The sequence below is a fragment of the Rahnella sp. ATs2 genome, from assembly GCF_051851855.1.
GTDB classification, from domain to species: domain Bacteria; phylum Pseudomonadota; class Gammaproteobacteria; order Enterobacterales; family Enterobacteriaceae; genus Rahnella; species Rahnella variigena.
The window spans coordinates 235,624-262,024 of record NZ_JBLYPL010000007.1 but is presented as its reverse complement, the minus strand read 5'-3'; the positions used below and the strand labels follow the sequence as shown (position 1 = coordinate 262,024).

General features: G+C 51.1%; 18 protein-coding genes. 13 read left to right on the top strand and 5 right to left on the bottom strand.

What is annotated here, in order from left to right:
- Nucleotides 1-50: 50 nt before the first annotated feature.
- Entirely contained in the window at nucleotides 51-1,019 is a 969-nt protein-coding gene (gene trxB / locus ACJY2G_RS09620) for a thioredoxin-disulfide reductase (protein WP_120161190.1), read from the bottom strand.
- Between the two features lie 732 nt (nucleotides 1,020-1,751).
- Between trxB and lrp the strand changes: the two genes are divergently transcribed.
- The 12 genes from lrp (at nucleotide 1,752) to ACJY2G_RS09560 (ending at nucleotide 18,743) form a co-directional block, all read left to right on the top strand.
- The gene (lrp, locus tag ACJY2G_RS09615; protein WP_013574775.1) at nucleotides 1,752-2,246 is read left to right on the top strand and encodes a leucine-responsive transcriptional regulator Lrp; all 495 of its coding nucleotides are present in this window, start codon (nucleotides 1,752-1,754) and stop codon (nucleotides 2,244-2,246) included.
- A 120-nt stretch (nucleotides 2,247-2,366) separates the two neighbouring features.
- The gene (locus tag ACJY2G_RS09610; protein ID WP_430319202.1) at nucleotides 2,367-5,891 is read left to right on the top strand and encodes a DNA translocase FtsK 4TM domain-containing protein; all 3,525 of its coding nucleotides are present in this window, start codon (nucleotides 2,367-2,369) and stop codon (nucleotides 5,889-5,891) included.
- A gap of 282 nt (nucleotides 5,892-6,173) precedes the next feature.
- Nucleotides 6,174-6,785, top strand: coding sequence for an outer membrane lipoprotein chaperone LolA (gene lolA / locus ACJY2G_RS09605; RefSeq protein WP_120161194.1), 612 nt, complete (start codon nucleotides 6,174-6,176; stop codon nucleotides 6,783-6,785).
- A 7-nt stretch (nucleotides 6,786-6,792) separates the two neighbouring features.
- Nucleotides 6,793-8,136, top strand: coding sequence for a replication-associated recombination protein A (locus ACJY2G_RS09600; protein ID WP_120161457.1), 1,344 nt, complete (start codon nucleotides 6,793-6,795; stop codon nucleotides 8,134-8,136).
- Between the two features lie 107 nt (nucleotides 8,137-8,243).
- A complete protein-coding gene (gene serS, locus ACJY2G_RS09595; protein ID WP_112287299.1) occupies nucleotides 8,244-9,536 on the top strand; it encodes a serine--tRNA ligase in 1,293 nt (430 codons plus the stop codon).
- Between the two features lie 201 nt (nucleotides 9,537-9,737).
- Nucleotides 9,738-12,194, top strand: a complete 2,457-nt coding sequence (gene ynfE, locus ACJY2G_RS09590) for a selenate/tellurate reductase subunit YnfE (RefSeq protein ID WP_430319201.1) — start codon at nucleotides 9,738-9,740, stop codon at nucleotides 12,192-12,194.
- Between the two features lie 82 nt (nucleotides 12,195-12,276).
- Nucleotides 12,277-14,724, top strand: a complete 2,448-nt coding sequence (gene dmsA, locus ACJY2G_RS09585) for a dimethylsulfoxide reductase subunit A (RefSeq protein ID WP_439291670.1) — start codon at nucleotides 12,277-12,279, stop codon at nucleotides 14,722-14,724.
- Between the two features lie 11 nt (nucleotides 14,725-14,735).
- On the top strand, nucleotides 14,736-15,353 hold the full coding sequence (locus tag ACJY2G_RS09580; protein WP_095922658.1) for a DMSO/selenate family reductase complex B subunit: 618 nt from the start codon (nucleotides 14,736-14,738) through the stop codon (nucleotides 15,351-15,353).
- A 1-nt stretch (nucleotide 15,354) separates the two neighbouring features.
- A complete protein-coding gene (locus ACJY2G_RS09575) occupies nucleotides 15,355-16,212 on the top strand; it encodes a dimethyl sulfoxide reductase anchor subunit family protein (protein ID WP_430319199.1) in 858 nt (285 codons plus the stop codon).
- A 71-nt stretch (nucleotides 16,213-16,283) separates the two neighbouring features.
- Nucleotides 16,284-16,892, top strand: coding sequence for a Tat proofreading chaperone DmsD (gene dmsD, locus ACJY2G_RS09570; RefSeq protein ID WP_430319198.1), 609 nt, complete (start codon nucleotides 16,284-16,286; stop codon nucleotides 16,890-16,892).
- Nucleotides 16,892-17,464, top strand: coding sequence for a 4Fe-4S binding protein (locus ACJY2G_RS09565; protein ID WP_430319197.1), 573 nt, complete (start codon nucleotides 16,892-16,894; stop codon nucleotides 17,462-17,464). Before dmsD ends, ACJY2G_RS09565 begins: the two co-directional genes overlap by 1 nt.
- 133 nt (nucleotides 17,465-17,597) lie before the next feature.
- On the top strand, nucleotides 17,598-18,743 hold the full coding sequence (locus ACJY2G_RS09560) for an MFS transporter (protein WP_120161206.1): 1,146 nt from the start codon (nucleotides 17,598-17,600) through the stop codon (nucleotides 18,741-18,743).
- A 202-nt stretch (nucleotides 18,744-18,945) separates the two neighbouring features.
- On the opposite strand, the gene pflA is transcribed toward ACJY2G_RS09560, so the two are convergent.
- The 4 genes from pflA to ycaO all read right to left on the bottom strand — a co-directional run bounded on the left by pflA (nucleotide 18,946) and on the right by ycaO (nucleotide 25,437).
- Nucleotides 18,946-19,686, bottom strand: coding sequence for a pyruvate formate lyase 1-activating protein (pflA, locus tag ACJY2G_RS09555; protein ID WP_120161208.1), 741 nt, complete (start codon nucleotides 19,684-19,686; stop codon nucleotides 18,946-18,948).
- Between the two features lie 270 nt (nucleotides 19,687-19,956).
- A complete protein-coding gene (gene pflB / locus ACJY2G_RS09550) occupies nucleotides 19,957-22,239 on the bottom strand; it encodes a formate C-acetyltransferase (protein WP_439291669.1) in 2,283 nt (760 codons plus the stop codon).
- Between the two features lie 75 nt (nucleotides 22,240-22,314).
- Nucleotides 22,315-23,172 (bottom strand): formate transporter FocA, encoded by an 858-nt coding sequence (focA, locus tag ACJY2G_RS09545; RefSeq protein ID WP_120161210.1) that lies wholly within the window; start codon nucleotides 23,170-23,172, stop codon nucleotides 22,315-22,317.
- 501 nt (nucleotides 23,173-23,673) lie between these two features.
- Nucleotides 23,674-25,437 carry a 30S ribosomal protein S12 methylthiotransferase accessory factor YcaO gene (ycaO, locus tag ACJY2G_RS09540; protein ID WP_120161212.1) on the bottom strand — a complete coding sequence of 588 codons (1,764 nt, stop codon included), beginning with the start codon at nucleotides 25,435-25,437 and terminating at the stop codon, nucleotides 23,674-23,676.
- 160 nt (nucleotides 25,438-25,597) lie between these two features.
- On the opposite strand from ycaO, the gene ACJY2G_RS09535 reads away from it, so the two are divergent.
- Complete coding sequence (locus ACJY2G_RS09535; RefSeq protein ID WP_120161214.1) at nucleotides 25,598-26,287, top strand: DUF421 domain-containing protein; 690 nt, start codon at nucleotides 25,598-25,600, stop codon at nucleotides 26,285-26,287.
- Nucleotides 26,288-26,401 lie beyond the last annotated feature (114 nt).

Below are 26,401 nucleotides of genomic sequence, written 5' to 3'. Positions count from 1 at the left end.
AGGCGGCAATCACGCCGCCTCTTTTTAAGGGCAAACAGAAGGGGAGATGCTTACAAATCCGGTGCTTGCGATAAACCGTCCAGATAGCGTTCGGCATCCAGCGCGGCCATACAACCGGTACCGGCAGACGTGATCGCCTGACGGTAGATATGGTCCATGACATCGCCTGCGGCGAAAACACCCGGAATACTGGTTTGTGTCGCATTGCCGTGGGAACCGGACTGCACTTTGATGTAGCCGTCTTTCAGTTCCAGCTGGCCTTCGAAAATGCCGGTGTTCGGGCTGTGACCGATAGCGATGAATACACCAGCAACATCCACCTGAGATTTCTCGTCAGTGCGCACGTCGAGCAAGCTCGCGCCGGTAACACCCATCTGATCGCCGACCACTTCGTTCAGGGTTTTATGGGTGTGCAGAACAATATTACCGCTGGCCACTTTGTCATTCAGACGGTCAACCAGAATTTTTTCAGCACGGAAACTGTCGCGACGGTGGATCAGGTGTACTTCAGAGGCAATGTTCGCCAGATAAAGCGCTTCTTCAACTGCGGTATTCCCGCCGCCAACCACTGCGACTTTTTGATTACGGTAGAAGAAACCATCACAGGTGGCGCAGGCAGAAACGCCGCGACCTTTGAACGCTTCTTCAGAAGGCAGACCGATATAACGTGCGGATGCGCCGGTGGCGATGATCAGTGCGTCACAGGTGTATTCGCCGCTGTCGCCGGTGAGGCGGAACGGACGGTTCTGCAAATCGACTTTGTTAATGTGGTCGAAAATAATCTCAGTATTAAATTTGGTCGCATGTTCATGCATACGTTCCATCAGGCCCGGACCGGTCAGACCTTCCGGATCGCCCGGCCAGTTTTCGACTTCGGTGGTTGTGGTCAGCTGACCGCCTTTTTCAACACCGGTAATCAACACCGGATTAAGGTTGGCGCGTGCTGCATAAACTGCTGCGGTATAACCCGCCGGACCAGAACCTAAAATCAATAATTTACTGTGTTTAACCGTACTCATGCGTAATTCATCTCCGCGGTAGCGACAAGCGATAGACCGATTGTAGGGAAAACGGCGCAGTAAAAAAAGCAAACTCAGATGTTGTTAACGATTTGTCTGATAGTTTTTACAGAGAAACACGGGTAAAAAGGTTTCCTTTGCTGATTATCAGACACTTAACTGTTTGATGAACAGCGTGAAAAACAACGGCGGTGATGTCAGTCGCTGTGAATGTTGTTTAACAGAGTGCGGTCTTTTAGTCACAATTCACGGCAGGTTGTGGGGTTTTGGCTGAATTATTTCGCGCACTGAGTTGTTATTGTCCAAAGAGAAAAGACAGCTAAAAAGGGGGGATCAGCTTTTCAGGTTGGCACGTTCTTCTGATTTTGCTTCTTTTACTTTGACAATCCGCTGTGCATTTGCGAAAACATCAGGGGAAGAAGAAATTAACTGCCTGTCTGTGACTTGAATTTATGCAATTGGCTGCTACCGGACCCGTTCTGGTCTTGCTTTTTTGCGTTTTTGTTGCAGCAGGGTTTAGTGAATCAGGTTGGCTGTATGCAATCTATTAATTTCGCAGGGTTATTTCTTTTGAGTATCCGTTTTACGGTCGTGTTCCTTTTGACAGGGGATCAACGCGGCTTTGGGATGCGTAAACCTTAATAATCGGGTCTTCGCTTGGGACAACCCTTAGACATTGAAGTTGGCTGGGGTATGGCAGGTGCAGGGAAGGACAGCAGAGAGACAATAATAATGGTAGACAACAAAAAACGTCCGGGAAAAGATCTCGACCGTATTGACCGTAACATCCTCAACGAATTGCAAAAGGATGGCCGGATTTCAAACGTCGAGCTTTCCAAACGTGTGGGATTATCTCCAACTCCATGTCTGGAGCGCGTTCGTCGTCTGGAACGTCAGGGCTTCATCAATGGTTATACCGCATTGCTTAACCCGCATTATCTGGATGCCTCGTTGCTGGTGTTTGTTGAGATTACCCTCAACCGTGGCGCGCCGGATGTGTTTGAGCAATTTAACGCGGCAGTACAAAAACTCGAAGATATTCAGGAGTGTCACTTGGTTTCAGGGGACTTCGACTATTTGTTGAAAACCCGCGTACCTGACATGTCCGCCTACCGTAAGCTGTTAGGTGAGACATTACTTCGTCTTCCAGGTGTTAACGACACCCGAACCTATGTGGTCATGGAAGAAGTAAAACAGACAAATCGCCTGGTCATCAAAACCCGGTAATTGTTCAGGTGCAAAACCTTGTAATTTTAGCTACACTCCTGTGTATCTATACAGCTATGGCGCCGGGGACTCTCGGCGCTGTTGCTTTTTCTCAGTTCACAGGAACCTGGAGAGCCTTTCTTGAGCCAGGAATATACAGAAGATAAAGAAGTTACCCTTAAAAAGCTGAGCAATGGTCGCCGTCTTCTGGAGGCTTTGCTGGTGGTGGTAGCGATTTTTGCTGCTTATTTAATGGCGGCATTGGTGAGTTTTAACCCCTCTGATCCAAGCTGGTCTCAGACCGCATGGCATGGGCCAATTCATAACTGGGGCGGTGGTGTGGGAGCCTGGATGGCTGACACGCTGTTCTTCATCTTTGGCGTATTTGGTTACGCTATTCCCCCAATTATTCTATGCCTCTGCTGGGCGGCGTTTCGTCAGCGGGATAAACAGGATTTCGTCGATTATTTTGCCCTTTCGCTGCGCCTTATCGGGACGCTGGCGCTCATTGTCACGTCTTGTGGTCTGGCATCAGTCAATATTGATGACCTTTACTACTTCGCTTCCGGTGGTGTCATCGGCAGTTTGTTGAGTACAGCGATGACGCCGTATTTCAACAACGTGGGTGCGACGCTGGTGTTGTTATGTGTGTGGGCAGCCGGACTGACACTGTTTACCGGCTGGTCATGGCTGACCATTGCCGAGAAAATTGGCGGTGCCGTGCTCGGTGTCACCAACATCGTGACCAACCGTTCCCGTCGTGACGATGATTATGACTACGACGAGCACGACGATCCGTTACTCGAAGACGACGAAGCCAAACCGGTAGCTAAAGTTGCTCCTGCCGTCGCAGGTGCAGCGGCAACAGCAGCGATTCCTGCGGCTGCCGCAGTGACTGCTGATACCGATGACGATGACGTCCTGTTCTCTGCGCCTTCAGTTAATGAGCATCCAGCAGCACCAGCACCTTCTGCTCCTGTTTCTTCTGCTGTTCCTGAAACAGCCGCAGCAGTCGCTGAAGCGGCTTCGGTCGTGACACCAGCGCCAGCAGCTGATCCTTATGCTGCAGAACCGCCGGTGGCTGAGATTTCACCTTATCCGTCTACGCCGGTTTCAACCGCGCCGCCGCTCTATAATTTCGAAATTCCGGAAGAAACGCCGGTGCCGCGCCATCCGCAGCCGGTACAGCAATCACCTTCTCCTGCGCCGGTTGAGCGCAATCAGGAAGATGGCCCGAGTCTCGGGAACTGGCAAACAGCCGTTGAACCCAGTCGTTCACCGTTTGATTTCAGTTCGCCGGTACCCGATGCCGCGCAGGCCGCCAGCGTTGCCGCTACGGCTGCACTTGCTACGGGTCTGGCTCAGGCAGGGCAGTCTGCGGCATCTTCTGCAACCAATACCTTTATGCCTGCTTTCAGCGCTGTGAGTGATGAAAATCCGCAGGTGAAAAAAGGGTTTGGCCCAGAATTGCCGCGTCCAAATCCGGTGCGTATTCCAACGCGTCGCGAGCTGGCATCGTACGGTATTAAATTGCCGTCTCAGCGTATGGCCGAACAACAGGAAAATGCGCAAGCTGCGGCCCAGCAAAATACCGGGCAGGAAAGCTGGCATAACGATCCTCTGGCTCAGGCCGACGAGGAAGCCAGGCAGGAAGCCGCATTGCAGCAGGCGTTTGCCGAACAGCAGCAAGAGCGTTACGGCGATGCGGTGACTGAAAGTGAACCGGACGCTGAAGCCGCCTTGCAGGAAGCTGAATTACGCAGTGCTTTCGCTGCGCGCGAGCAGGCTCGTTATCAGCAAGAAGTCGAGCCGCAAAGCGGTCTGGTTCAGCATCATCATTCGCAAAATAATCAGGAAGAAATTTCCCATTCTCCTGCCGATGATTTTGCTGCTGCCGCGATGAAACTCAGTCAGCACGATGCTTTCAGCTTCTCGCCAATGGCTGATCTGGTGGACGATACGCCGTCTGAGCCATTGTTCACGTTGTCAGCCCAAGCGGAAGAAGAACCGCAACCTGCCGCGTTTGCTCAGCAACCTTATCAGCGCGCTGGGGCTTCGGAACCGGTTCAACATGCGCAGGAATATGAAGCGCCACGTCAGTCATCGCCATCGGCGCAGCCTGACATGGACAGCCTGATCCACCCGTTCCTGATGCGTAATGAACAGCCGCTGGTGAAACCGACTACGCCGCTGCCATCACTGGATTTGCTGACATCGCCTCCGGCGGAAGCGGAACCTGTGGACGAGTTCGCGCTGGAACAGATGGGTAACCTTATCGAAGCCCGCCTGAATGATTACCGCATCAAAGCAGACGTCGTCGGCAAATTACCGGGTCCGGTCATTACACGTTTCGAACTGGATCTGGCGCCGGGCGTTAAAGCCGCGCGTATTTCTAACCTTTCGCGTGACCTTGCACGTTCATTGTCAGCCGTTGCGGTGCGTGTCGTGGAAGTTATTCCCGGTAAGCCTTATGTCGGCCTGGAATTGCCAAACAAGAAACGTCAGACCGTTTATCTGCGGGAAGTGCTGGACTGTGCGAAATTTAAAGAAAGTACGTCTCCGCTGACGATTGTGCTGGGTAAAGATATTTCGGGTGAGCCGGTTATCGCCGATTTGGCGAAAATGCCTCACTTGCTGGTGGCCGGTACGACCGGTTCCGGTAAGTCTGTCGGCGTTAACGCCATGATCCTGAGTATGCTTTACAAATCCAAGCCGGAAGATGTGCGCTTCATTATGATCGACCCGAAAATGCTCGAGTTGTCGGTATATGAAGGCATTCCGCATTTGCTGACTGAAGTGGTCACCGATATGAAAGATGCAGCCAATGCGCTGCGCTGGTGTGTCGGCGAGATGGAACGTCGCTATAAACTGATGTCGGCGCTGGGCGTACGTAACCTTGCGGGCTATAACGAACGAATTCTGGAAGCGGAAGCGATGGGACGTCCAATTCCTGATCCATTCTGGAAGCCGGGTGATGGTATGGCTGCTGAGCCGCCATACCTGCAAAAAGAACCGTTTATCGTGGTGATGGTCGATGAGTTTGCCGATCTGATGATGACCGTCGGTAAAAAGGTAGAAGAACTGATCGCGCGTCTGGCCCAGAAAGCCCGTGCCGCAGGTATTCACCTGGTTCTGGCGACGCAGCGACCTTCTGTCGATGTGATCACCGGTCTGATTAAAGCGAACATCCCGACCCGTATCGCCTTTACGGTGTCGAGTAAAATCGACTCCCGTACCATTCTGGATCAGGGCGGTGCTGAATCCCTGTTAGGAATGGGGGACATGTTGTACATGGCGCCAAACTCCTCGATTCCGGTGCGTGTTCACGGTGCGTTCGTCCGTGACCAGGAAGTTCATGCGGTAGTTCAGGACTGGAAAGCCCGCGGTCGTCCGAAATACATCGAAAGCATTGTTTCCGGTGGTGACGATGGTGAAGGTGGCGGTTTAGGTCTGGACGGTGATGAAGAGCTTGATGCTCTGTTTGATCAGGCTGTGGCATTCGTCGTCGACAAACGTCGTGCATCAATTTCAGGCGTTCAGCGTCAGTTCCGTATTGGTTACAACCGCGCGGCACGTATCGTTGAACAAATGGAAGCGCAGGGCATTGTCAGTACGCCGGGTCATAACGGCAACCGTGAAGTACTGGCACCGCCATCGCATGAGTAAATCCTTCCAAAATTAATGTCCACAGTCATTCGGGCTGAGTCAGGGCGGCAACTGACCTAACCCCGGGAGCTTAGCTTACTAAGTGACCGGGGTGATAGAAGGCAGCCAACGCAGAGGCAGTTCGAATGATGAAGGATATTTGCAAAGATGCGTAAAACACATGTTTTTCAGATGATTGAGCTACCACCGGAGCGCTGCCTCGGATAGAGTTCGCACCATACGTCTTTTGCCTGTGTAAAAGGCATCGTCTGAAGTTTATGGATTTCTGAGGTAAGTATAAGAATGAAAAAATTGTTAATGGTAGGGTGTTTACTGACCGCATTTACCTCCGCTTCCGTATTAGCGGACGCCAGCAGTGATCTCAAATCCCGTCTGGGCAAACTCAATACTTTCCACGCCAGCTTCACTCAGACTGTCACAAGCGATGATGGTGCAGCCGTCCAGCAGGGCGAAGGTCAGCTTTGGGTCAAACGTCCGAACCTGTTTAACTGGCATATGACGACGCCAGATGAAAGCATTCTGGTTTCTGACGGCAAAACCTTGTGGTTCTACAACCCGTTCGTTGAGCAGGTCACGGCGACCTGGCTGAAAAACGCGACCGGCAATACGCCGTTCATGCTGATCACCCGTAACGACAGCAGCGACTGGGCTAAATACAACGTGAAGCAGAAAGGCGATGATTTTGAATTAACGCCAAAAGCTTCTACGGGCAATCTGAAGCAATTCGCAATCACAGTCACGCCGACCGGCACCATCAAAAGTTTTACTGCGGTTGAGCAGGACGGCCAAAAAAGTGCTTATACCCTGAAGGGCGAGCAAAATGCGGCTGTAGATGATGCTAAATTTAAATTTACTCCACCTAAGGGTGTGACGGTGGATGACCAGCGTCAGTGAGGTTAGTTTGAGTAATCTGTCACTCGATTTTTCCCAAAACGAATTCCAGCCACTGGCCGCCCGTATGCGGCCAGTAACCCTTGCAGAATATATCGGGCAGCAGCATCTGTTAGCGCCGGGCAAACCTCTGCCGCGGGCGATTGAAGCAGGGCAGCTGCATTCGATGATTTTATGGGGGCCACCGGGTACCGGGAAAACGACGCTGGCAGAACTGATTGGCCGCTATGCTAATGCCGATGTTGAGCGTATTTCGGCGGTCACATCAGGCGTAAAAGATATCCGTGAAGCGATTGAACGTGCCCGGCAGAATCGTGATGCCGGGCGGCGAACGATCTTGTTCGTTGATGAGGTCCATCGTTTCAACAAAAGTCAGCAGGATGCTTTCCTGCCGCACATAGAAGACGGCACCATAACGTTCATTGGTGCGACGACTGAAAACCCTTCGTTCGAACTCAATTCCGCATTACTTTCCCGCGCACGTGTTTATCTGCTCAAATCACTGACAGCGGAAGATATTGAGAAAGTGATCGATCAGGCACTGACCAACGCTGAGCGCGGTTATGCCAATGAAAAAATCCGTGTCCCGCCGGAAACCCGCCGCATGCTTTCCGAACTGGTGAATGGTGACGCGCGCCGTGCTTTGAACAGTATTGAGATGATGGCCGATATGGCCGAAATTGACGCCAAAGGTTACCGGACGTTAACGCCAGAATTGCTCACGGAAATAGCCGGTGAGCGCAGCGCGCGTTTCGATAATAAAGGCGACCGTTTTTACGATTTAATCTCTGCGTTGCATAAATCAGTCCGTGGCTCCTCGCCTGATGCCGCACTTTACTGGTATGCCAGAATCATCACTGCCGGCGGCGATCCGCTGTATGTGGCGCGCCGTTTGCTGGCGATTGCCTCAGAAGATGTCGGTAATGCGGATCCGCGCGGTATGCAGGTGGCGCTTGCTGCCTGGGATTGCTTCACGCGCGTCGGTCCGGCGGAAGGTGAACGGGCGATTGCTCAGGCGATTGTGTATCTGGCGTGTGCGCCGAAAAGTAATGCGGTTTATACCGCGTTCAAATCGGCGATGCGCGATGCGCGCGAAATGGCAGATTACGATGTACCGGAACATCTGCGTAATGCGCCGACCAAGCTGATGAAAGAAATGGGGTTGGGTGCGGAGTATCGTTATGCACATGATGAACCCAACGCCTACGCAGCGGGCGAAGATTATTTCCCACCTGAAATGGCCCGTACGCAGTATTATTACCCGACGTCACGCGGGCTGGAAGGCAAGATCGGCGAAAAGCTGGCATGGCTTGCCGAGCAAGATCAAAATAGCCCGACAAAACGCTACCGCTAACTTTATCGTTGCGGTAAGGTTACCCGTGATAACTCTTTGACACGCTGCCGTTTCAGTCAGCGTGCATCGTCAAAATAACATTCAATAATGACACGTACAGGATTAGCATGCTCGATCCCAATATGCTGCGTAATGAGCTAGACGCAGTTGCAGAAAAACTCGCTCGCAGAGGTTTTAAACTCGATGTGGAAACGCTGCGTTCTCAGGAAGAACGCCGCAAAGTCTTGCAGGTAGAAACGGAAACTCTCCAGGCTGAACGTAACGCACGATCGAAAACTATCGGTCAGGCAAAAGCCCGTGGCGAAGACATCGAACCTTTGCGTCTGGAAGTGAATACGCTGGGTGAGAAGCTGGATGCCGCGAAGGCTGAACTGGAAGCATTGCAAAATGATATCCGTGATATCGCTTCTGCTATTCCGAACCTGCCTGATGATTCCGTACCTGCTGGTAAAGACGAAAACGACAATCAGGAAGTGAGCCGCTGGGGCACGCCGCGTCAGTACGATTTCACTGTCCGTGATCACGTGTCGCTGGGCGAAATGGCCGGTGGTCTTGATTTTGCCGCGGCTGTTAAGCTGACCGGTGCGCGTTTTGTGGTGATGAAAGGGCAAATCGCCCGTATGCATCGCGCACTGTCCCAGTTCATGCTGGACTTGCACACCGAACAGCACGGTTATCTGGAAACTTACGTTCCATATCTGGTCAACCAGGAAACGTTGTACGGTACTGGCCAGTTGCCGAAATTTGGCGAAGACCTGTTCCATACTAAACCGCTGGGTGAAGAAGCGGGCAGCAGCAACTATGCGCTGATACCGACGGCTGAAGTTCCACTGACCAACCTGACGCGTGATGAAATTCTTGAAGAAGAATCTCTGCCACTGAAAATGACGGCGCACACGCCTTGCTTCCGTTCAGAAGCCGGGTCTTACGGTCGTGATACACGTGGTCTGATCCGTATGCACCAGTTTGACAAGGTCGAGATGGTACAGATCGTTCGTCCGGAAGAATCGATGGATGCTCTGGAAGAACTGACTGGTCATGCAGAAAAAGTGCTTCAGTTGCTGAATCTGCCGTACCGCAAAGTTCTGCTGTGTACCGGCGACATGGGCTTTGGCTCATGCAAAACCTACGATCTGGAAGTCTGGCTGCCAGCGCAGGATACTTATCGCGAAATTTCTTCATGTTCAAATATGGGTGATTTCCAGGCCCGCCGTATGCAGGCGCGCTGCCGCAGCAAAACTGACAAAAAACCACGTCTGGTTCATACCCTGAATGGTTCTGGTCTGGCTGTGGGTCGTACGCTGGTGGCTGTGCTGGAAAACTACCAGCAAGCTGACGGCCGTATTGAAGTGCCGGAAGTATTACGTCCTTACATGGGCGGTTTAGAATATATCGGCTAATGCCGTTGTATATTCAGTAATATAGCGAAAAAGCGCCTGAGGGCGCTTTTTTTATGCATAAAATCGTGCGCTGCGTTAAGAATTCCTCATTTCCGCCAACACAACCCTGCCTTTTTTGATAGCAGACAAAGTTTCCTACCTCCTTATTAGTAGTATCCCTGCATTCTGAGTGGGTAACTACTTTATGACCGGAGCAGGAAAATGTCGGTAATCGAACCTGAAGTCATCACGATAAAAAGTGGTATCAGCCGCCGGACGCTGATGAAAACATCAACGCTGGCAGGACTGGCCATTGCCGCGGGCGGCGTATCTCTGCCATTCAGCCGCAAAGCACTGGCACAGGCTGTGGGTGAGGCGAAAAATTCCGCACCTGAAGACAAAGTGGTCTGGGGTGCCTGCTCGGTTAACTGCGGCAGCCGCTGCGCCCTGCGATTACATGTACGTGATGATGAAGTGTACTGGGTTGAAACCGATAATACCGGACATGACATCTACGGTGACCATCAGGTTCGCGCCTGTCTGCGTGGCCGCTCAATCCGCCGGCGAATGAACCATCCGGAGCGTCTGAATTACCCGATGAAGCGCGTCGGTAAACGTGGCGAAGGTAAATTCAGGCGCATCAGCTGGGAAGAAGCCTTTGATGAAATCGCCAATAACCTGAAGCGTATTGTTGCTAAATATGGCAATGAGGCCGTGTACATCAACTACACCTCCGGCGTTGTCGGCGGCAATATCACCCGTTCTTCCCCTTACGCCTCGCTGGTTGCCCGCCTGATGAACTGTTACGGCGGCTTCCTCAGTCATTACGGGACTTACAGTACAGCGCAAATCGCCTGCGCCATGCCATACACTTATGGCAGTAATGATGGCAACAGCACATCAGATATTGAAAACAGTAAGCTGGTGGTGCTTTTCGGTAACAATCCTGCCGAAACACGCATGAGCGGTGGCGGTATCACTTATTACCTGGAGCAGGCGCGTCAGCGTTCCAGTGCCCGAATGATCGTGATCGACCCGCGCTACACCGACACTGCTGCAGGCCGTGAAGATGAGTGGATCCCGATCCGCCCGGGAACCGATGCTGCACTGGTCGCCGGTCTTGCACATGTGCTGATCACCGAAAACATGGTTGATCAGCCTTTCCTCGATGCCTGTTGCGTGGGCTACGACGAAAAAACCTTGCCCGCGGATGCACCCGTAAACAGCCACTACAAAGCGTACATTCTCGGTCAGGGCGAAGATGCGACGGCGAAGACGCCTGAATGGGCATCCCGTATTACCGGCATTCCTGTGGATCGCATCGTTAAACTGGCCCGGGAAATCGGACAAGCCAAACCTGCTTATATTTCTCAGGGCTGGGGCCCGCAGCGTCAGGCCAATGGTGAACTGACGTCCCGGGCTATCGCTATGCTGCCGATTCTGACCGGCAATGTCGGTATCAATGGTGGTAACAGCGGTGCGCGTGAATCAACCTATACCATTACTATCGAAAGAATGCCGGTGCTGGAAAATCCGGTGAAAACACAGATTTCCTGTTTTAGCTGGACCGATGCCATTGCGCGCGGACCTGAAATGACTGCCAAAGCAGATGGCGTGCGCGGTAAAGACAAGCTGGATGTGCCGATCAAATGCATCTGGAACTATGCCGGTAACACCATCACCAACCAGCATTCCGATATCAATAAAACCCACGATATTCTGCAGGATGACTCGCAGTGCGAAATGATTGTGGTGCTGGAAAACTTCATGACATCATCGGCGAAGTACGCCGATATCCTGCTGCCGGATCTTATGACCGTCGAACAGGAAGACATTATTCCCAACGATTACGCCGGCAATATGGGATACCTGATTTTCATCCAGCCCGCGACCTCTGCCAAATTCGAGCGCAAAGGAATTTACGAGATGATGAGCGAAGTGGCGCGTCGTCTTGGTCCGGATGTTTACAACAAATTCACCGAAGGCCGCTCCCAGCGGGAATGGTTGCAGTATCTGTACACCAAAATGCTAGCGAAAGACCCGGCGTTACCTGCGTATGAAGAATTGCGCGAAATGGGAATTTATAAACGTAAAGATCCGGCAGGGCATTTTGTGGCCTATAAAAAATTCCGTCAGGATCCTGTCGCTAATCCGCTGAAAACACCCTCAGGAAAGATCGAAATTTATTCCTCTGCACTGGCGAAAATTGCCAGCGAATGGGAGCTGCAAAAAGACGAAACAATCAGTCCGCTGCCGGTCTATGCCTCAACCTTTGAAGGCTGGGATGACCCGAAACGCAGCCAGTTCCCGCTACAAATGTTCGGCTTCCACTACAAAGCCCGCACCCATTCCACTTACGGCAATATCGACGTGCTGCAGGCTGCATGCCGTCAGGAAGTGTGGATCAATCCGCTGGATGCCAAAACCCGTGGTATTGAGAACGGTGACAAAGTGAAAGTGTTTAATGACCGTGGCGAAGTGCGTGTGGCAGCCAAAGTAACGCCGCGCATCATGCCCGGCGTTGTTGCTATGGGGCAGGGCGCATGGCATCAGGCCAATATGAGTGGTGACCGTATTGACCATGGTGCCTGCATGAATACGCTGACGACTCAACGCCCGTCCCCGCTGGCGAAAGGAAATCCTCAGCATACGAATTTGATTCAAATAGAAAAAGTCTAAAGAAGCTACGGCCCAGGAGCCAGGCTCAATGACATGGTTGTTAAATTTTCGCCCTTCAGATGAGGGCGCAACGGAGTAAGTAATGTCGGATTCAAACAGTAAGAAAACGGGTTCAGGCGGAGGGATCAGTCGCCGTGACCTGGTTAGGGGAACTACGCTCGCCGGCATGGCCGCTGCCGTCGGGGGCATATCACTGCCGTTTAAATCAATACGTGCTGAAACACGTCAGGATTCGGTTAAAACCGCAGACGAGAAAATTGTCTGGAGTGCCTGCACCGTAAACTGCGGCAGCCGCTGTCCGCTAAGAATGCACGTCGTTGATAACGAGATCCGTTATGTCGAAACCGATAATACCGGTGATGATAATTATGAAGGATTGCATCAGGTTCGCGCCTGTCTGCGCGGGCGTTCCATGCGTCGCCGTGTTTATAACCCTGACCGCCTGAAGTATCCGATGAAGCGTGTAGGGAAACGTGGTGAGGGTAAATTCAAGCCAATCAGCTGGGACGAAGCGTTCGATACCCTGGCTGGCAGCCTGAAAGACATAATTAGCCGTTATGGCAATGAGGCCATTTATCTGAATTATGGCACCGGCACGCTGGGTGGCACCATGACCCGTTCATGGCCGCCAGGTAAAACGCTGATTGCCCGTCTGATGAACTGCTGCGGCGGTTATCTGAATCATTATGGTGACTACAGTTCGGCACAAATCGCTGCCGGTTTGAATTATACCTACGGTGGCTGGGCGGATGGCAACAGCCCGTCTGATATCGAAAACAGCAAACTGGTGGTGTTGTTTGGTAATAATCCGGGCGAAACGCGCATGAGCGGCGGCGGGGTGACGTATTACCTCGAACAGGCACGTCAGCGTTCCAACGCCCGCATGATCATTGTCGATCCGCGTTATACCGATACCGGTGCCGGCCGTGAAGACGAATGGGTGCCGATCCGACCGGGTACGGATGGCGCACTGGCTGCGGCGCTTGCGCATGTCATGATCACTGAAAATCTGGTCGATCAGCCTTTCCTCGACAAATATTGCGTCGGTTATGACGAAAAAACATTACCGGCAGGTGTCCCGCAGAATGCACATTATAAAGCGTATATTCTCGGAACCGGCCCCGATGGCGTGGCAAAAAAGCCGGAATGGGCATCAAAAATCACCGGTATTTCTGTCGATAAAATCGTCAAGCTGGGGCGCGAAATCGGTCAGGCGAAACCGGCATTTATCACCCAGGGCTGGGGGCCGCAGCGTCATGCAAATGGTGAGATTGCCACCCGTGCAATCGCTATGCTGGCAATTCTGACCGGTAACGTGGGCGTTCATGGCGGCAATTCCGGTGCCCGCGAAGGCTCTTACGAAATTCCGTTTGTTCGTATGCCAACGCTCGAAAACCCGGTTCAGACCAGCATATCCATGTTTATGTGGACGGACGCGATTGTGCGTGGTCCGCAAATGACTGCCACTAAAGATGGCGTACGCGGAAAAGCGAAACTGGATGTGCCGATCAAATTTATCTGGAATTACGCTGGTAACTGCCTGATTAACCAGCATTCTGATATCAACCGCACCCACAATATTCTGCAGGATGACCAGCAATGCGAGATGATTGTGGTGATTGATAATCACATGACGTCTTCGGCGAAATACGCCGACATTATCCTGCCTGACTGTACCGCCTCTGAGCAGATGGATTTCTGCCTCGATGCGTCGTGCGGCAACATGGATTACATCATTTTTGCTGATCAGGCGATCACGCCTCGCTTCCAGTGCAAAAACATTTATGAGATGACCAGCGAGTTGTCCCGCCGTATGGGTGTTGAGCAGCAGTTCACCGAAGGCCGTACGCAGGAGGAGTGGTTGCGTCATTTGTATCAGCAATCCCGTGAAGCATTGCCTGAACTGCCAGATTTCGACACCTTCCGCAAACAGGGCATGTTCAAAAAACGCGATCCTGAACAGCATCACGTCGCTTACAAAGCATTCCGTGAAGATCCGGCGGCCAATCCGCTGAGCACGCCGTCTGGCAAAATCGAAATCTACTCCGCGGAACTGGCGAAAATTGCCTCTGAGTGGGAACTCTCTAAAGACGATGTCATTGATCCGTTGCCGGTCTATGCCGCTGGTTTCGAAAACTATGACGATCCGCTGGCCAGCAAATATCCGTTACAGCTGACCGGTTTCCACTACAAGGCGCGTACGCACTCCACTTACGGCAACGTTGATGTGCTGAAAGCCGCATGCCGTCAGGAAATGTGGATCAACCCGATGGATGCTGCGCAGCGTGGCATCACCAACGGCGACATGATCCGCATCTTCAACGATCGTGGCGAAGTTCAGATTGCTGCCAAAGTGACGCCGCGCATGATGCCGGGCGTTGTGGCGCTCGGAGAAGGTGCCTGGTATTCCCCTGACAGCAAAAAGATTGACCGTGCGGGTAGCATTAACGTACTGACTTCTCAAAGACCTTCACCGCTGGCGAAAGGTAACCCCTCTCATACCAACCTTGTGCAAGTGGCTAAGGTTTAACGGAGTAAAACATGACAACTCAATATGGTTTTTATATTGACTCAAGCCGCTGCACAGGATGCAAAACCTGCGAACTGGCCTGTAAAGATTTCAAAAACTTAACGCCGGACGTCAGTTTCCGCCGCATCTATGAATATGCCGGTGGCGACTGGCAGAAGGACGGCGATGGCTGGCATCAGAATGTCTTTGCGTATTATCTGTCGATTTCCTGCAACCACTGCGCAGATCCAGCCTGTACCAAAGTGTGTCCGAGTGGCGCGATGCATAAGCGTGAAGATGGGTTCGTGGTGGTGAACGAAGACGTTTGCATCGGTTGCCGTTATTGTCACATGGCGTGTCCGTACGGTGCGCCACAGTACAACGAAGCCAAAGGTCATATGACCAAATGCGACGGCTGCTATGAGCGTATTGCGGAAGGTAAGAAACCGATTTGTGTGGAATCCTGCCCGTTACGTGCGCTGGATATGGCGCCGATTGAAGAGCTGCGTGCAAAATACGGTGATCTGGCTGAAGTGGCTCCGTTGCCGGCCTCACATTTTACACACCCAAATATCGTCATCAAACCCAATGCGAATTGCCGTCCTGTAGGCGATACCACGGGTTATCTGGCTAACCCGAAGGAGGTTTGAGATGGGAAACGGATGGCATGAATGGCCTTTAATGGTCTTTACGGTTCTGGGGCAGTGTGTGGTGGGTGCATTTATTGTGCTGGCTATCGCGCTTCTCACCCAACGCAGTAAAGAAGATGTCCGAAGGATACATCTTTCGATGTTCTTCCTGTGGGCACTAATGGCGATTGCTTTTATCGCTTCAGTTCTGCATCTGGGCTCACCCCTGCGTGCATTTAACTCGCTGAACCGGCTGGGGGCGTCGCCGCTGAGCAACGAAATCGGTAGCGGATCATTCTTCTTTGCCTTAGGCGGGATTTACTGGCTGCTGGCGATGGTTAATAAGATGCCGCGCGTACTGGGCAAAATCTGGTTGATCGTCACCATGCTGGCCGGTATCGGCTTTGTCTACGCAATGTGCCGCGTTTATGAAATTGATACCGTGCCGACCTGGGATAATGCGTATACCTTCTTCCATTTCGGGCTGACGGTGCTGATCGGTGGTCCGGTTCTGGGTTATCTGCTGCTTCGTGGTGCGAATATCAGTGGTTGCGGGCTGCGCCTGTTGCCGGTTATCAGTCTTGCTGCGCTGGTCGTGAGTATGGCAGTCGTTATGCTGCAAAGCGCAAGTCTGGCAGGCATCAACAGTTCTGTTCAGGCGGCTTCTGCCCTGATCCCGCAATACGGTTCGCTGTCAGTCTGGCGGCTGGTGCTGGTAATTCTCGGTCTCGGCTGCTGGTTCTGTCCGCTGATTATGCGCAAACGTCCGGCACTGGCATCAATGATTCTGGCGTTCGTGCTGGTATTTGCCAGTGAGCTGATTGGTCGCGCCATTTTCTATGGTTTGCATATGACTGTGGGAATGGCCGTCAGCGGCTAAATGATCAGTAGTCCGATTTATCAGAGAACACGTCGCTTGCGATGGCGTGTTCTCTCTAAGCAGAGTGAATTATGTCAGCAGAATCAATCAGTTTAACCGGTAAGATTTTAGGTGCCGTATTATTTTATCCGCCAGATTCCCGCGAAGTTCAGCCTTTAATTGCATTACTGGAAAACAGCGAATGGGCACCCTTGTGGCCCTGTGCCACTGAAGATGCCAAAGTGCAGGTGAATGAATATTTCAGCCAGATTGATCAGGCGCAAGAAAGCCTCGCGGACGCCTATCAGCGCCTGTTTGTAGGCCCTTACGCGCTGCCAGCACCGCCGTGGGGCTCGGTCTATCTGGACAAAGAGTCTGTCGTGTTTGGCGATTCAACGCTGGTGCTCCGGCAGTGGATGCGCGAAAACGGCATCGAACCGCACCTGACACAGGCAGAACCAGAGGATCACATTGGTTTACTACTGATGATGTCTGCGTGGCTGGCGGAAAACTCTCCGGCATTGTTGAATGAATTTCTGACAATGCATTTGTTGCCGTGGTCAGGGCGTTATCTGGAATTGTTGCGGCAGAAAGCTGATCATCCGTTTTACGTGGGTGTGGCTGTACTGGCGGAATCCACGCTCTTTGGCTGGATCCAGCAGCAGGGTCTGGATGTGAAAACAGCGGATCTGTATTTCTGATGAGCGATCCACGCGACGCTGGTTTCTACCGGACCTGGATGAGCAGCAGAACCGTCAGCCGCCGTGGATTATTCCGCGGTTTGTTGTCACCCGCAAAACAGGCTGTTGAACAAACTGTCAGCCCGGAGAAAGCATTGCTGGTTCGCCAGTGCGCGCGTCCGCCTCAGGCAATAGCAGAGTCGCAGTTTATCCAAAAATGCGATGGCTGTGGTCGCTGTGCAGAGGCTTGCCCGGTGGGTATTTTGAGTATCCGTGAAGGGAAGGCGATACTGGCCATTGAGTATGCGGAATGTGATGCTTGTGGCGCCTGTACGTTATCCTGCGAGAATGGTGCGCTGGATGCCGCTGTCGTGATGGATACTAGTTTGCGTCCGGTGATTTTGCCGCAATGTCTTGGTCGCATGGATGACTTGTGCAGGATGTGCGAAATTGCGTGTCCGCGCACGGCAATATTTTTTAATCAACAAAATCAACCCAGCGTTGATAGCGCAAAATGTAACGGTTGCGGTAAATGCAAACTCGTTTGTTATCATGGTGATATTGACTTGTCATTAAAGCATCATGATTCCTGATACACGCGCTTGATTAACGATTTCAATCATCACTCTGCAGTTTGTGCTCAGGTCAATTTTTGCCAGATTGACTTTTAATTCGTCAGTGGCATGATGCGCGCAATTTCCTCCTGTTTGTGGTCATCAACGTCCTATGTCCGCCTATTCTCGCCCCGTATCTCTGCTCTTGTGCGGACTCCTTTTGCTGACGATTTCTATCGCCGTTTTAAACACGCTGGTACCCCTTTGGCTCAGCCATGAACAGCTACCGACCTGGCAGGTCGGGCTGGTCAGTTCATCGTATTTTACCGGTAACCTGCTGGGCACTTTGCTTGCAGGCGGGCTGATAAAACGCATTGGTTTCAACCGAAGCTATTACCTTTCCTGTGTAATATTTGCTGTTGCCACCGCAGGACTGGCGCTATCCATGAGTTTCTGGACGTGGGTTTCGGCCCGTTTCGTCGCGGGGATTGGGTGTGCGCTGATCTGGGTTGTGGTGGAAAGTGCGCTGTTACGAAGCGGAACAGTCAAAAATCGTGGCCAGCTGCTGGCGGCGTATATGATCATGTATTACATCGGAACGGTAGCAGGGCAGTTACTGGTCGGAACCGTACCAACGGCAATCTTCAGCGTTTTACCGTGGGTGACTGCACTGATTGTGATTGCGATGCTGCCTTTGCTGTTAACACATATTGAGGATCAGGACAGTGAACAACCGCGCCATGCGGTGATGCCGATGTTCAGACGGCGTAATGCACGTCTGGGGATAAATGGCTGTATTATTTCCGGTATTGTCCTCGGTTCACTCTACGGACTGATGCCGCTGTTCCTGGCGCATCAGGGAATGAGTGATGCGAACGTAGGTTACTGGATGGCATTGCTGGTCAGCGCGGGGATTATCGGACAGTGGCCGGTAGGACGTCTGGCAGATCGCTATGGTCGCCTGATGGTTTTACGCATCCAGATATTTTGTGTGATCCTCGGCAGTATTGCCATGCTCAGTGGGTATGCGATGGCGCCGACGCTGTTTATCCTCGGATGTGCGGGCTTTACGCTGTATCCGGTCGCGATGTCATGGGCCTGTGAGAAAGTGAGTGCTGATGAGCTGGTGGCGATGAATCAGGCGTTGCTAATGAGTTACACCATCGGCAGCCTTGCGGGACCGACAATGACCGCGATGCTGATGCAGAGTTATTCTGACCGTTTGCTGTTTGTGATGATCGCAGTGGTTTCGCTGGTCTATCTGATGATGCTGATGCGTAAAGCGGATCATACTCATAATCCTGTGGCCGCAGCGTAGTACCCTTCATTCTTGAAGCTGCAACTGCGTTAGCTACGCTTCGGGACCCGAATCACTGACTTAGGTCAGCTCATCGGGGTCTCCTCACTTGCCGCCTTGGTGCAACTCCAATTATTTTGGATATGGTTTCATTGAGAATCTTAGTCTCACAAAGCAAAAAAGACGCCAAATGGCGTCTTTTTAATGGGCTTGATATCTGTGTTTAATAGATAACTTTATGCCCGTAGCTGGCGAGAATGTTTTTCACTCTTTCCATGATTTCTTTAGTAGGCGGATTGACACCGTCCAGTCCGTATTTCTCGCCCATTGCCGTCCATTTATGTTTGCCGAGTTCATGATATGGCAACAGTTCAATCTTCTCGATGTTAGTCATGTCTTTGGTGAACTCGCCGAGTTTATGCGCGGACTCATCATCGTCTGACCAGCCCGGTACCACAACATAACGGATCCAGGTGCGCTGATTACGTTTTGCCAGATAGCGGGCAAAGTCCAGCGTACGGTGGTTAGAAACGCCGACCAGATTCTGGTGAATATCGTCGTTCATTTGCTTAAGATCGAGCATAACCAGATCTGAGACATCCAGTAATTCGTCGATCACCGGATCATAACGGCGGACAAAACCGTTGGTGTCCAGACAGGTATTAATCCCTTCCTTCTGGCAGGCGCGGAACCAGTCGCGCACAAATTCTGCCTGAAGGATGGCTTCGCCACCTGACGCCGTCACACCACCGCCGGAAGCATTCATAAAGTGGCGATAGGTCACGACTTCTTTCATTAAATCATCAACATTGATCTCTGTCCCGCCGTGCGTGTCCCAGGTATCGCGGTTATGGCAATACATGCAACGCATCAGGCAGCCCTGAAAGAAAACAATGAAACGGATACCTGGGCCGTCAACGGTGCCACAGGATTCATATGAGTGGATGCGACCTTGAACTGACATTGCGGGTTATTCTCCATATTGACCAATGAATAGCAGTCTACATGTGCGGGTGCTGGCCTGGCAGAGATAAACTGGAAACCACAGGTTTATGATACCAGACAATCAATAAGGTTGATTGTCAGCAATGGTGCTACTGCTTTGCCAGAGATCCACAACGTATAGCGCTCTGGCAAAACAGACTGTCGTGCAGACAGTGCAGGGCAGGGAGAGATGAAACAAAGGCTCCACATTGTGGAGCCTTTTATCAGACCAGATTACAAGGCTGAGTTATTACAGGGACTTGGTGAAAGTACGAGTAATAACGTCTTGTTGCTGTTCTTTAGTCAGTGAGTTGAAACGCACTGCGTAACCAGAAACACGGATGGTCAGCTGAGGATAGTTTTCAGGATGTTCCATCGCATCTAACAGCATTTCGCGGTTCATCACGTTCACGTTCAGGTGTTGACCACCTTCAATGGACGCTTCGTGGTGGAAGTAACCATCCATAAGGCCAGCGAGGTTTGCTTTACGCACATCATCGTCTTTACCCAGCGCATTTGGAACGATAGAGAAGGTATAAGAAATACCATCTTTCGCGTAAGCAAACGGCAGTTTAGCAACAGAAGTCAGAGAGGCAACCGCACCTTTCTGGTCACGACCGTGCATTGGGTTAGCACCTGGACCAAATGGAGCGCCAGCGCGACGACCGTCTGGAGTGTTACCCGTTTTCTTACCATAAACCACGTTAGAGGTGATGGTCAGAACAGACTGAGTTGCTACAGCGCCACGGTAGGTACGCAGTTTCTGAATTTTCTTCATGAAACGTTCTACCAGGTCACAAGCGATGTCATCTACGCGAGAATCGTTGTTACCGAACTGTGGATATTCGCCTTCAATTTTGAAGTCTACAGCCAGGCCGTCTTCGTCACGGATGGTGCTAACTTTTGCGTATTTGATAGCAGACAGGGAGTCAGCAGCAACTGACAGACCTGCGATACCACACGCCATGGTGCGATAAACGTCACGGTCATGCAGAGCCATCAGCGATGCTTCGTAGCTGTATTTGTCGTGCATGTAGTGAATGATGTTCAGCGCAGTCACGTACTGTTTAGCCAACCAGTCCATGAAGTGATCCATGCGGTCCATGACTTTATCAAAGGTCAGGACTTCATCCATCATTGGTGCTTCTTTAGGACCAACCTGGATTTTCATTTTTTCATCAACGCCGCCGTTGATTGCGTACAACATGGTTTTTGCCAGGTTTGCACGAGCGCCGAAGAACTGCATTTGTTTACCCACAACCATCGGGCTCACACAACAAGCGATAGCATAATCATCGTTGTTGAAGTCAGGACGCATCAGGTCATCGTTCTCATACTGTACAGATGAGGTATCGATAGACACTTTCGCTGCGTACTTTTTGAAGTTCATTGGCAGTTTTTCAGACCACAGGATGGTCATGTTCGGCTCAGGTGAAGGCCCCATGGTGTACAGGGTATTCAGGAAGCGGAAGCTGCTTTTGGTAACCAGAGTACGGCCGTCAACGCCCATACCTGCCAGAGATTCAGTTGCCCAGATTGGGTCACCGGAGAACAGTTCATCATACTCAGGTGTACGCAGGAAACGAACCATACGCAGTTTCATGACCAGATGGTCAATCAGTTCCTGAGCTTGTTCTTCTGTCAGTTTGCCTGCTTTGATATCACGTTCGATGAACACGTCAAGGAAAGTTGATACGCGGCCGAAGGACATTGCAGCGCCGTTCTGAGATTTAACTGCAGCCAGGTAGCCGAAGTAAGTCCACTGTACAGCTTCCTGTGCGTTAGTCGCAGGACCAGAAATGTCGCAACCGTATTTAGCAGCCATTTCTTTAATCTGGCCCAGTGCACGGTGTTGTTCAGAGATTTCTTCACGCAGCTGGATGGTCATTTCCAGGTTTACGCCATTTTCCAGGTCGTCTTGCAGAGACTGGAATTGTGCGTATTTATCGGCCATCAGGAAGTCGATACCGTACAGTGCAACGCGACGGTAGTCACCGATGATACGGCCACGGCCATACGCATCTGGCAGACCAGTCAGAACACCGGATTTACGGCAGTTCAGGATGTCTTTGGTGTAAACATCAAATACGCCCTGGTTGTGCGTTTTACGATAATCAGTGAAAACTTTTTTCAGCGCTGGATCCAGTTCACGGCCATAAACTTTACATGAACCTTCAACCATTTTGATGCCGCCGAATGGGATCAGAGCACGTTTCAATGGCGCGTCAGTTTGCAGACCAACGATAGTTTCCAGAGATTTATTGATGTAACCGGCATCGTGAGAAGTGATGGTAGAGGCAACGTCAGTATCGAAATCAACAGGAGCCTTAGTGCGGTTCTCCAGTTTGATACCATCCATTACTTTATCCCACAGGGTGGTTGTCGCTTCGGTAGCGGCAGCCAGGAAGGACTCATCACCTTCATACGGTGTGTAGTTCTTCTGAATGAAGTCACGGACGTTTACGCCATTCTGCCATTCACCAGCACTAAAACCTTGCCATGCGTTGGTCAATTTTTCATTGAGCTTGGACATTTTGCACCTACCTTCTAATTTGGATTTCTTTAAAAATCACGAGTAAAACTGTCGTAACAAGACTGCCACGTTGTATCAGTGGTGCTTCTCATCGCGAAGATATATAACCCAGTACGTTAACCCTACCAGCAAACCGCCCCCGATGATGTTACCTATGGTCACAGGGATGAGATTGTCGATGATAAAGTTAGAGATGTTCAGTTCTGCGAATTGTGCCGGTGTTGCCCCGACAGCCTGCCAGAATTCTGGTGTCGCAAAGTTTTTCACTACGATACCTAAAGGGATCATGAACATGTTGGCAATGCTGTGTTCAAAGCCGCTGGCGACGAACATACCCACTGGCAAAATCATGGCGAACATTTTGTCCATCAAGCTACGGCCGGAGTAACTCATCCATACCGCCAGACAAACCATCAGGTTAGCGAGGATCCCAAGACATACGGCTTCGATAAATGTGTGATGCATTTTATGGTCAGCGGTTTGCAAGACATTGAGGCCCCACAAGCCATTATCGACCATGTATTCACCGGAGAACCAAATCAGAGCCACAAAGAACAGGCAGCCAATCAGGTTACCAATATAGACATTGACCCAATTGCACGCCAATTGCCCCCAGGTGATACGACCGCTGGCTTTTGCAATCACGATAAGCACAGTGGAAGTGAACAGGTCAGCGCCACACACTACGACCAGCATCAGACCCAGTGAGAAGCAGATGCCCCCGACGAGTTTTGCAAGACCATAAGGTACGGTTCCGGTGCCTGTGGTGGCGGTGATATAAAAAGCAAAAGCAATAGAAATAAAGACGCCAGCAGTAATGGCTAAAAAGAATGTTTTTAACGGCTGTTTGGTGGCTTTATAAACGCCGGCATCTTCAGCAACTTTTGCTGTAGCGGCGGGTAAAATGAGATCGAAGGGGTTGTCAGCTTTCACATTAACTCTCTTATTCAGGGCTATGCACTGCGCAACGAGATACTAGCAAAGCAGTATAACGTAAAAATTGACGTGGATCATACGAGGCGGTTTTTGGTGGTTTTCGGCGTACTACTGAAGGGGTGGTTTTGGTGTTAAATCATTGAAAATGCTGATATAAAAACATTTTAATTTTTGCAAATAAAGTTGAGGGTGCTCAAAATTATTTTTACTTTCGGGTTAATAATAAGGCTTTAATGTTAATTAATATCACTATTTTTAGTCTGTAAATTTCACTTTGATTTAACCCATAAAAAAATGCATAAAAATAAGTGTCATATTTTTGTCGTAAAAACGCCAAAAGCACATTATTTCGCGCGGAATTACACGTCATTTTAATGGCTGAGTCAAACCTTTGCGGACAAAGAGAGCAGCACATGCGCAGGATCTGCGTTGAATGTATAAATAAAAAAACCAGCAGGAAATCCCGCTGGCTTTAATCAATTCATCATGTCCGTTTGATTACGCTTTCGACCAGTGACGACGTTTTGCGACTTGCAGTTTTTCGTATGCGCCAAGCAGCGCCTGGTGGGCTGGCAATGCTTTAAGTTCAGGATCAACTGCAAACAGGCTATGGAAACGAACTTCACCGCTGATAGCTGCAGAAGCATCTTCAACCGCTTTCTGACCGTACATTTTCACGAAGGCGTTGTAGTACTGTGCGGGTTCGCGATCTTCTTCCAGGGACAATTGCAGCAGAGTTTGCAGACAACGGTAATAGTTGTTGCGCTCATCGCTGTAGACGGAAGAGTTGAACTCATGCGCCCATTCAGCCCAGGTCAGCGCCTGATCCAAATCACCACCGGCCAGTGCCAGCATAGATTTCAGCTCACCGACACGCAGCGTGTACCAGCCGTTGTCTTTACCGCTGGCAATGCCCAGCAATTCACGTACGCGGGTGAAGTCATCCAGACCTTCATCATCGAGCTGAGTGATCATCTCAAGATAGGTTTCTTTTGGCAGGTCACTGTCCGGCAACGCCAGCAGTTGGTCACGCAGATGCGCACCCATGCTGTTGTTGGCCAGCAGCAGATCTTCTGCAGGATAGATGTCGGACATGCCCGGAACGATAATGCGGCAGGCATACACGTCCAGATGTTCGTAATCAGCGATATACACTTCAGCATCTTCTTTATCGAAGATAGCCATCAAAGTGGCGAATTCTTCTTCAGTGGTGCCGCTGAAGCTCCAGTCTGCAAACGGATAGTCTGCGTCCTGTTTGAACATATCCCACGAAATCAGACCACTTGAATCGATGAAGTGAGTTTCAAGGTTGGCGTGCTCGGCCACTTCTTCGTCATCGAAGGTCGGTGCAGTGAAGACATCCAGATCTTTCAGGCTGCGGCCCTGCAACAGCTCAGTGACGGTACGTTCCAGTGCCACGCCGAAATCCGGGTGCGCACCAAAGGAAGCGAAACAGGTGCCGTTCGCCGGGTTGAAAAGAACCACACAAATAACCGGATAATTGCCGCCCAGAGAGGCGTCATAAGAAAGAATAGGGAAACCTTCTTCTTCCAGTTTGGCGATGGCTTCAACCACACCCGGATAGCGCGCCAGAACCTCAGCAGGAATTTCTGGCAGGCTGATGGATTCTGCAATGATGCGATTTTTGACGTAGCGCTCGAAGACTTCGGACAGACCCTGAACGCGCGCTTCATTAGCGGTGTTACCCGCGGACATCCCGTTGGAAACGTACAGGTTGCCGATGATGTTCATCGGAATATAAACGGTTTGCAGATCTGACTGACGGGTAAACGGCAGGGCGCAGATACCACGATCAGGATTGCCGGATTGCAGGTCGATCAGATCACTGGCAACCAGTTCTTTCTCTGCGTCATAAAAATCGTGCAGACGTTCATCCAGAATGCCAGCTGGCAGGCTGTCATCTTCCGGCAGCGGGAACCACTTCTCATTCGGATAGTGGACGAAATCGCCATTGGCGATGTCTTTGCCAAGATAGAAATCCGCGAAGAAATAGTTGGTCGACAGACGCTCAAAATATTCACCCAGAGCAGAAGCCAGAGCAGCTTTTTTGCTGGCGCCTTTACCGTTGGTGAAGCACAGCGGGCAGTCGCGGTCGCGAATGTGCACTGACCAGACGTGGGGAACCGGATTCAGCCAAGAAGCTTCTTCGATATTAAAGCCGAGATCGGTGAGTTTTTGTTGGAAGCGGGAAATGGAGTCTTCCAGCGCCGCGTCTTTACCAGGAATAAAAGTTTGCGTCATTGAGTTCACTTTTGAGCGTGCTAAAAACGCGCAATGATACGGGGTTTTGCGTATTAGCTCCATGTATTCGTGTTAAGAATGTAATCGCGTTGTAACGCGCTAAGCTTGTCTGTAAATCCGCGGTCCGTAAGCCGCTGTTTTCACTTCCCGTGAGGCATCTATGCAGGCTTTTGATATCAAACGTATGACACTGGATAAGTTCCCTCTGGAGTATCTGGGAGAGGTAACATTCCGTTGTTTTTTCATCTTTGTAGTGGTGTTTATATTTCTGAAACTCACCGGGCGTCGCGGGGTCAACCAGCTTTCTTTATTCGAAGTGGTGATTATTCTGACGCTGGGCTCTGCGGCCGGTGACGTCACTTTCTATGACGATGTACCTTTGCTGCCGGTGTTTGCGGTCTTCTTCTCCATCCTGCTGCTTTACCGTCTTTCTACCTGGCTGATGGATAAAAGCCGCCATTTTCAGAACTGGATGGAAGGCAAACCGCTGATCATTATTCGCGACGGTATGTTCGAGTGGGAAACCATGGCGAGGGAAAATATTACCAAAGGCGAGTTTTATATGGAGTTGCGCCAAAAAGGTGTCGAACATCTTGGACAGGTCCGGCTGGCTTTTCTGGAAGCCAATGGCGGCCTGAGCGTTTACTTCCGTCAGGAAGACGATGTGGAGCCGGGGTTGCCGGTTTTACCCGAAGATTATATCGATATCGAAACCCTGATGATGACCAGCGGGCTCTATGCCTGCCATCGGTGCAGCCTGATTAAGTCATTCAAAGTAGGTGAAAAAGCCACCTGCCCACGGTGTCAGAATATCACCTGGGTGAGAGCACTGAGCACTGTGCGGGTGTGAACAGATAATCCTGCTAAATCAGCTTTCCAGGGAGTAAATAACCTTGTGACGCAGATCTCAACGCGCTTTATCAGGTCATGAGGAATAACCGTTACAGATGGCTTGTTTCCAATG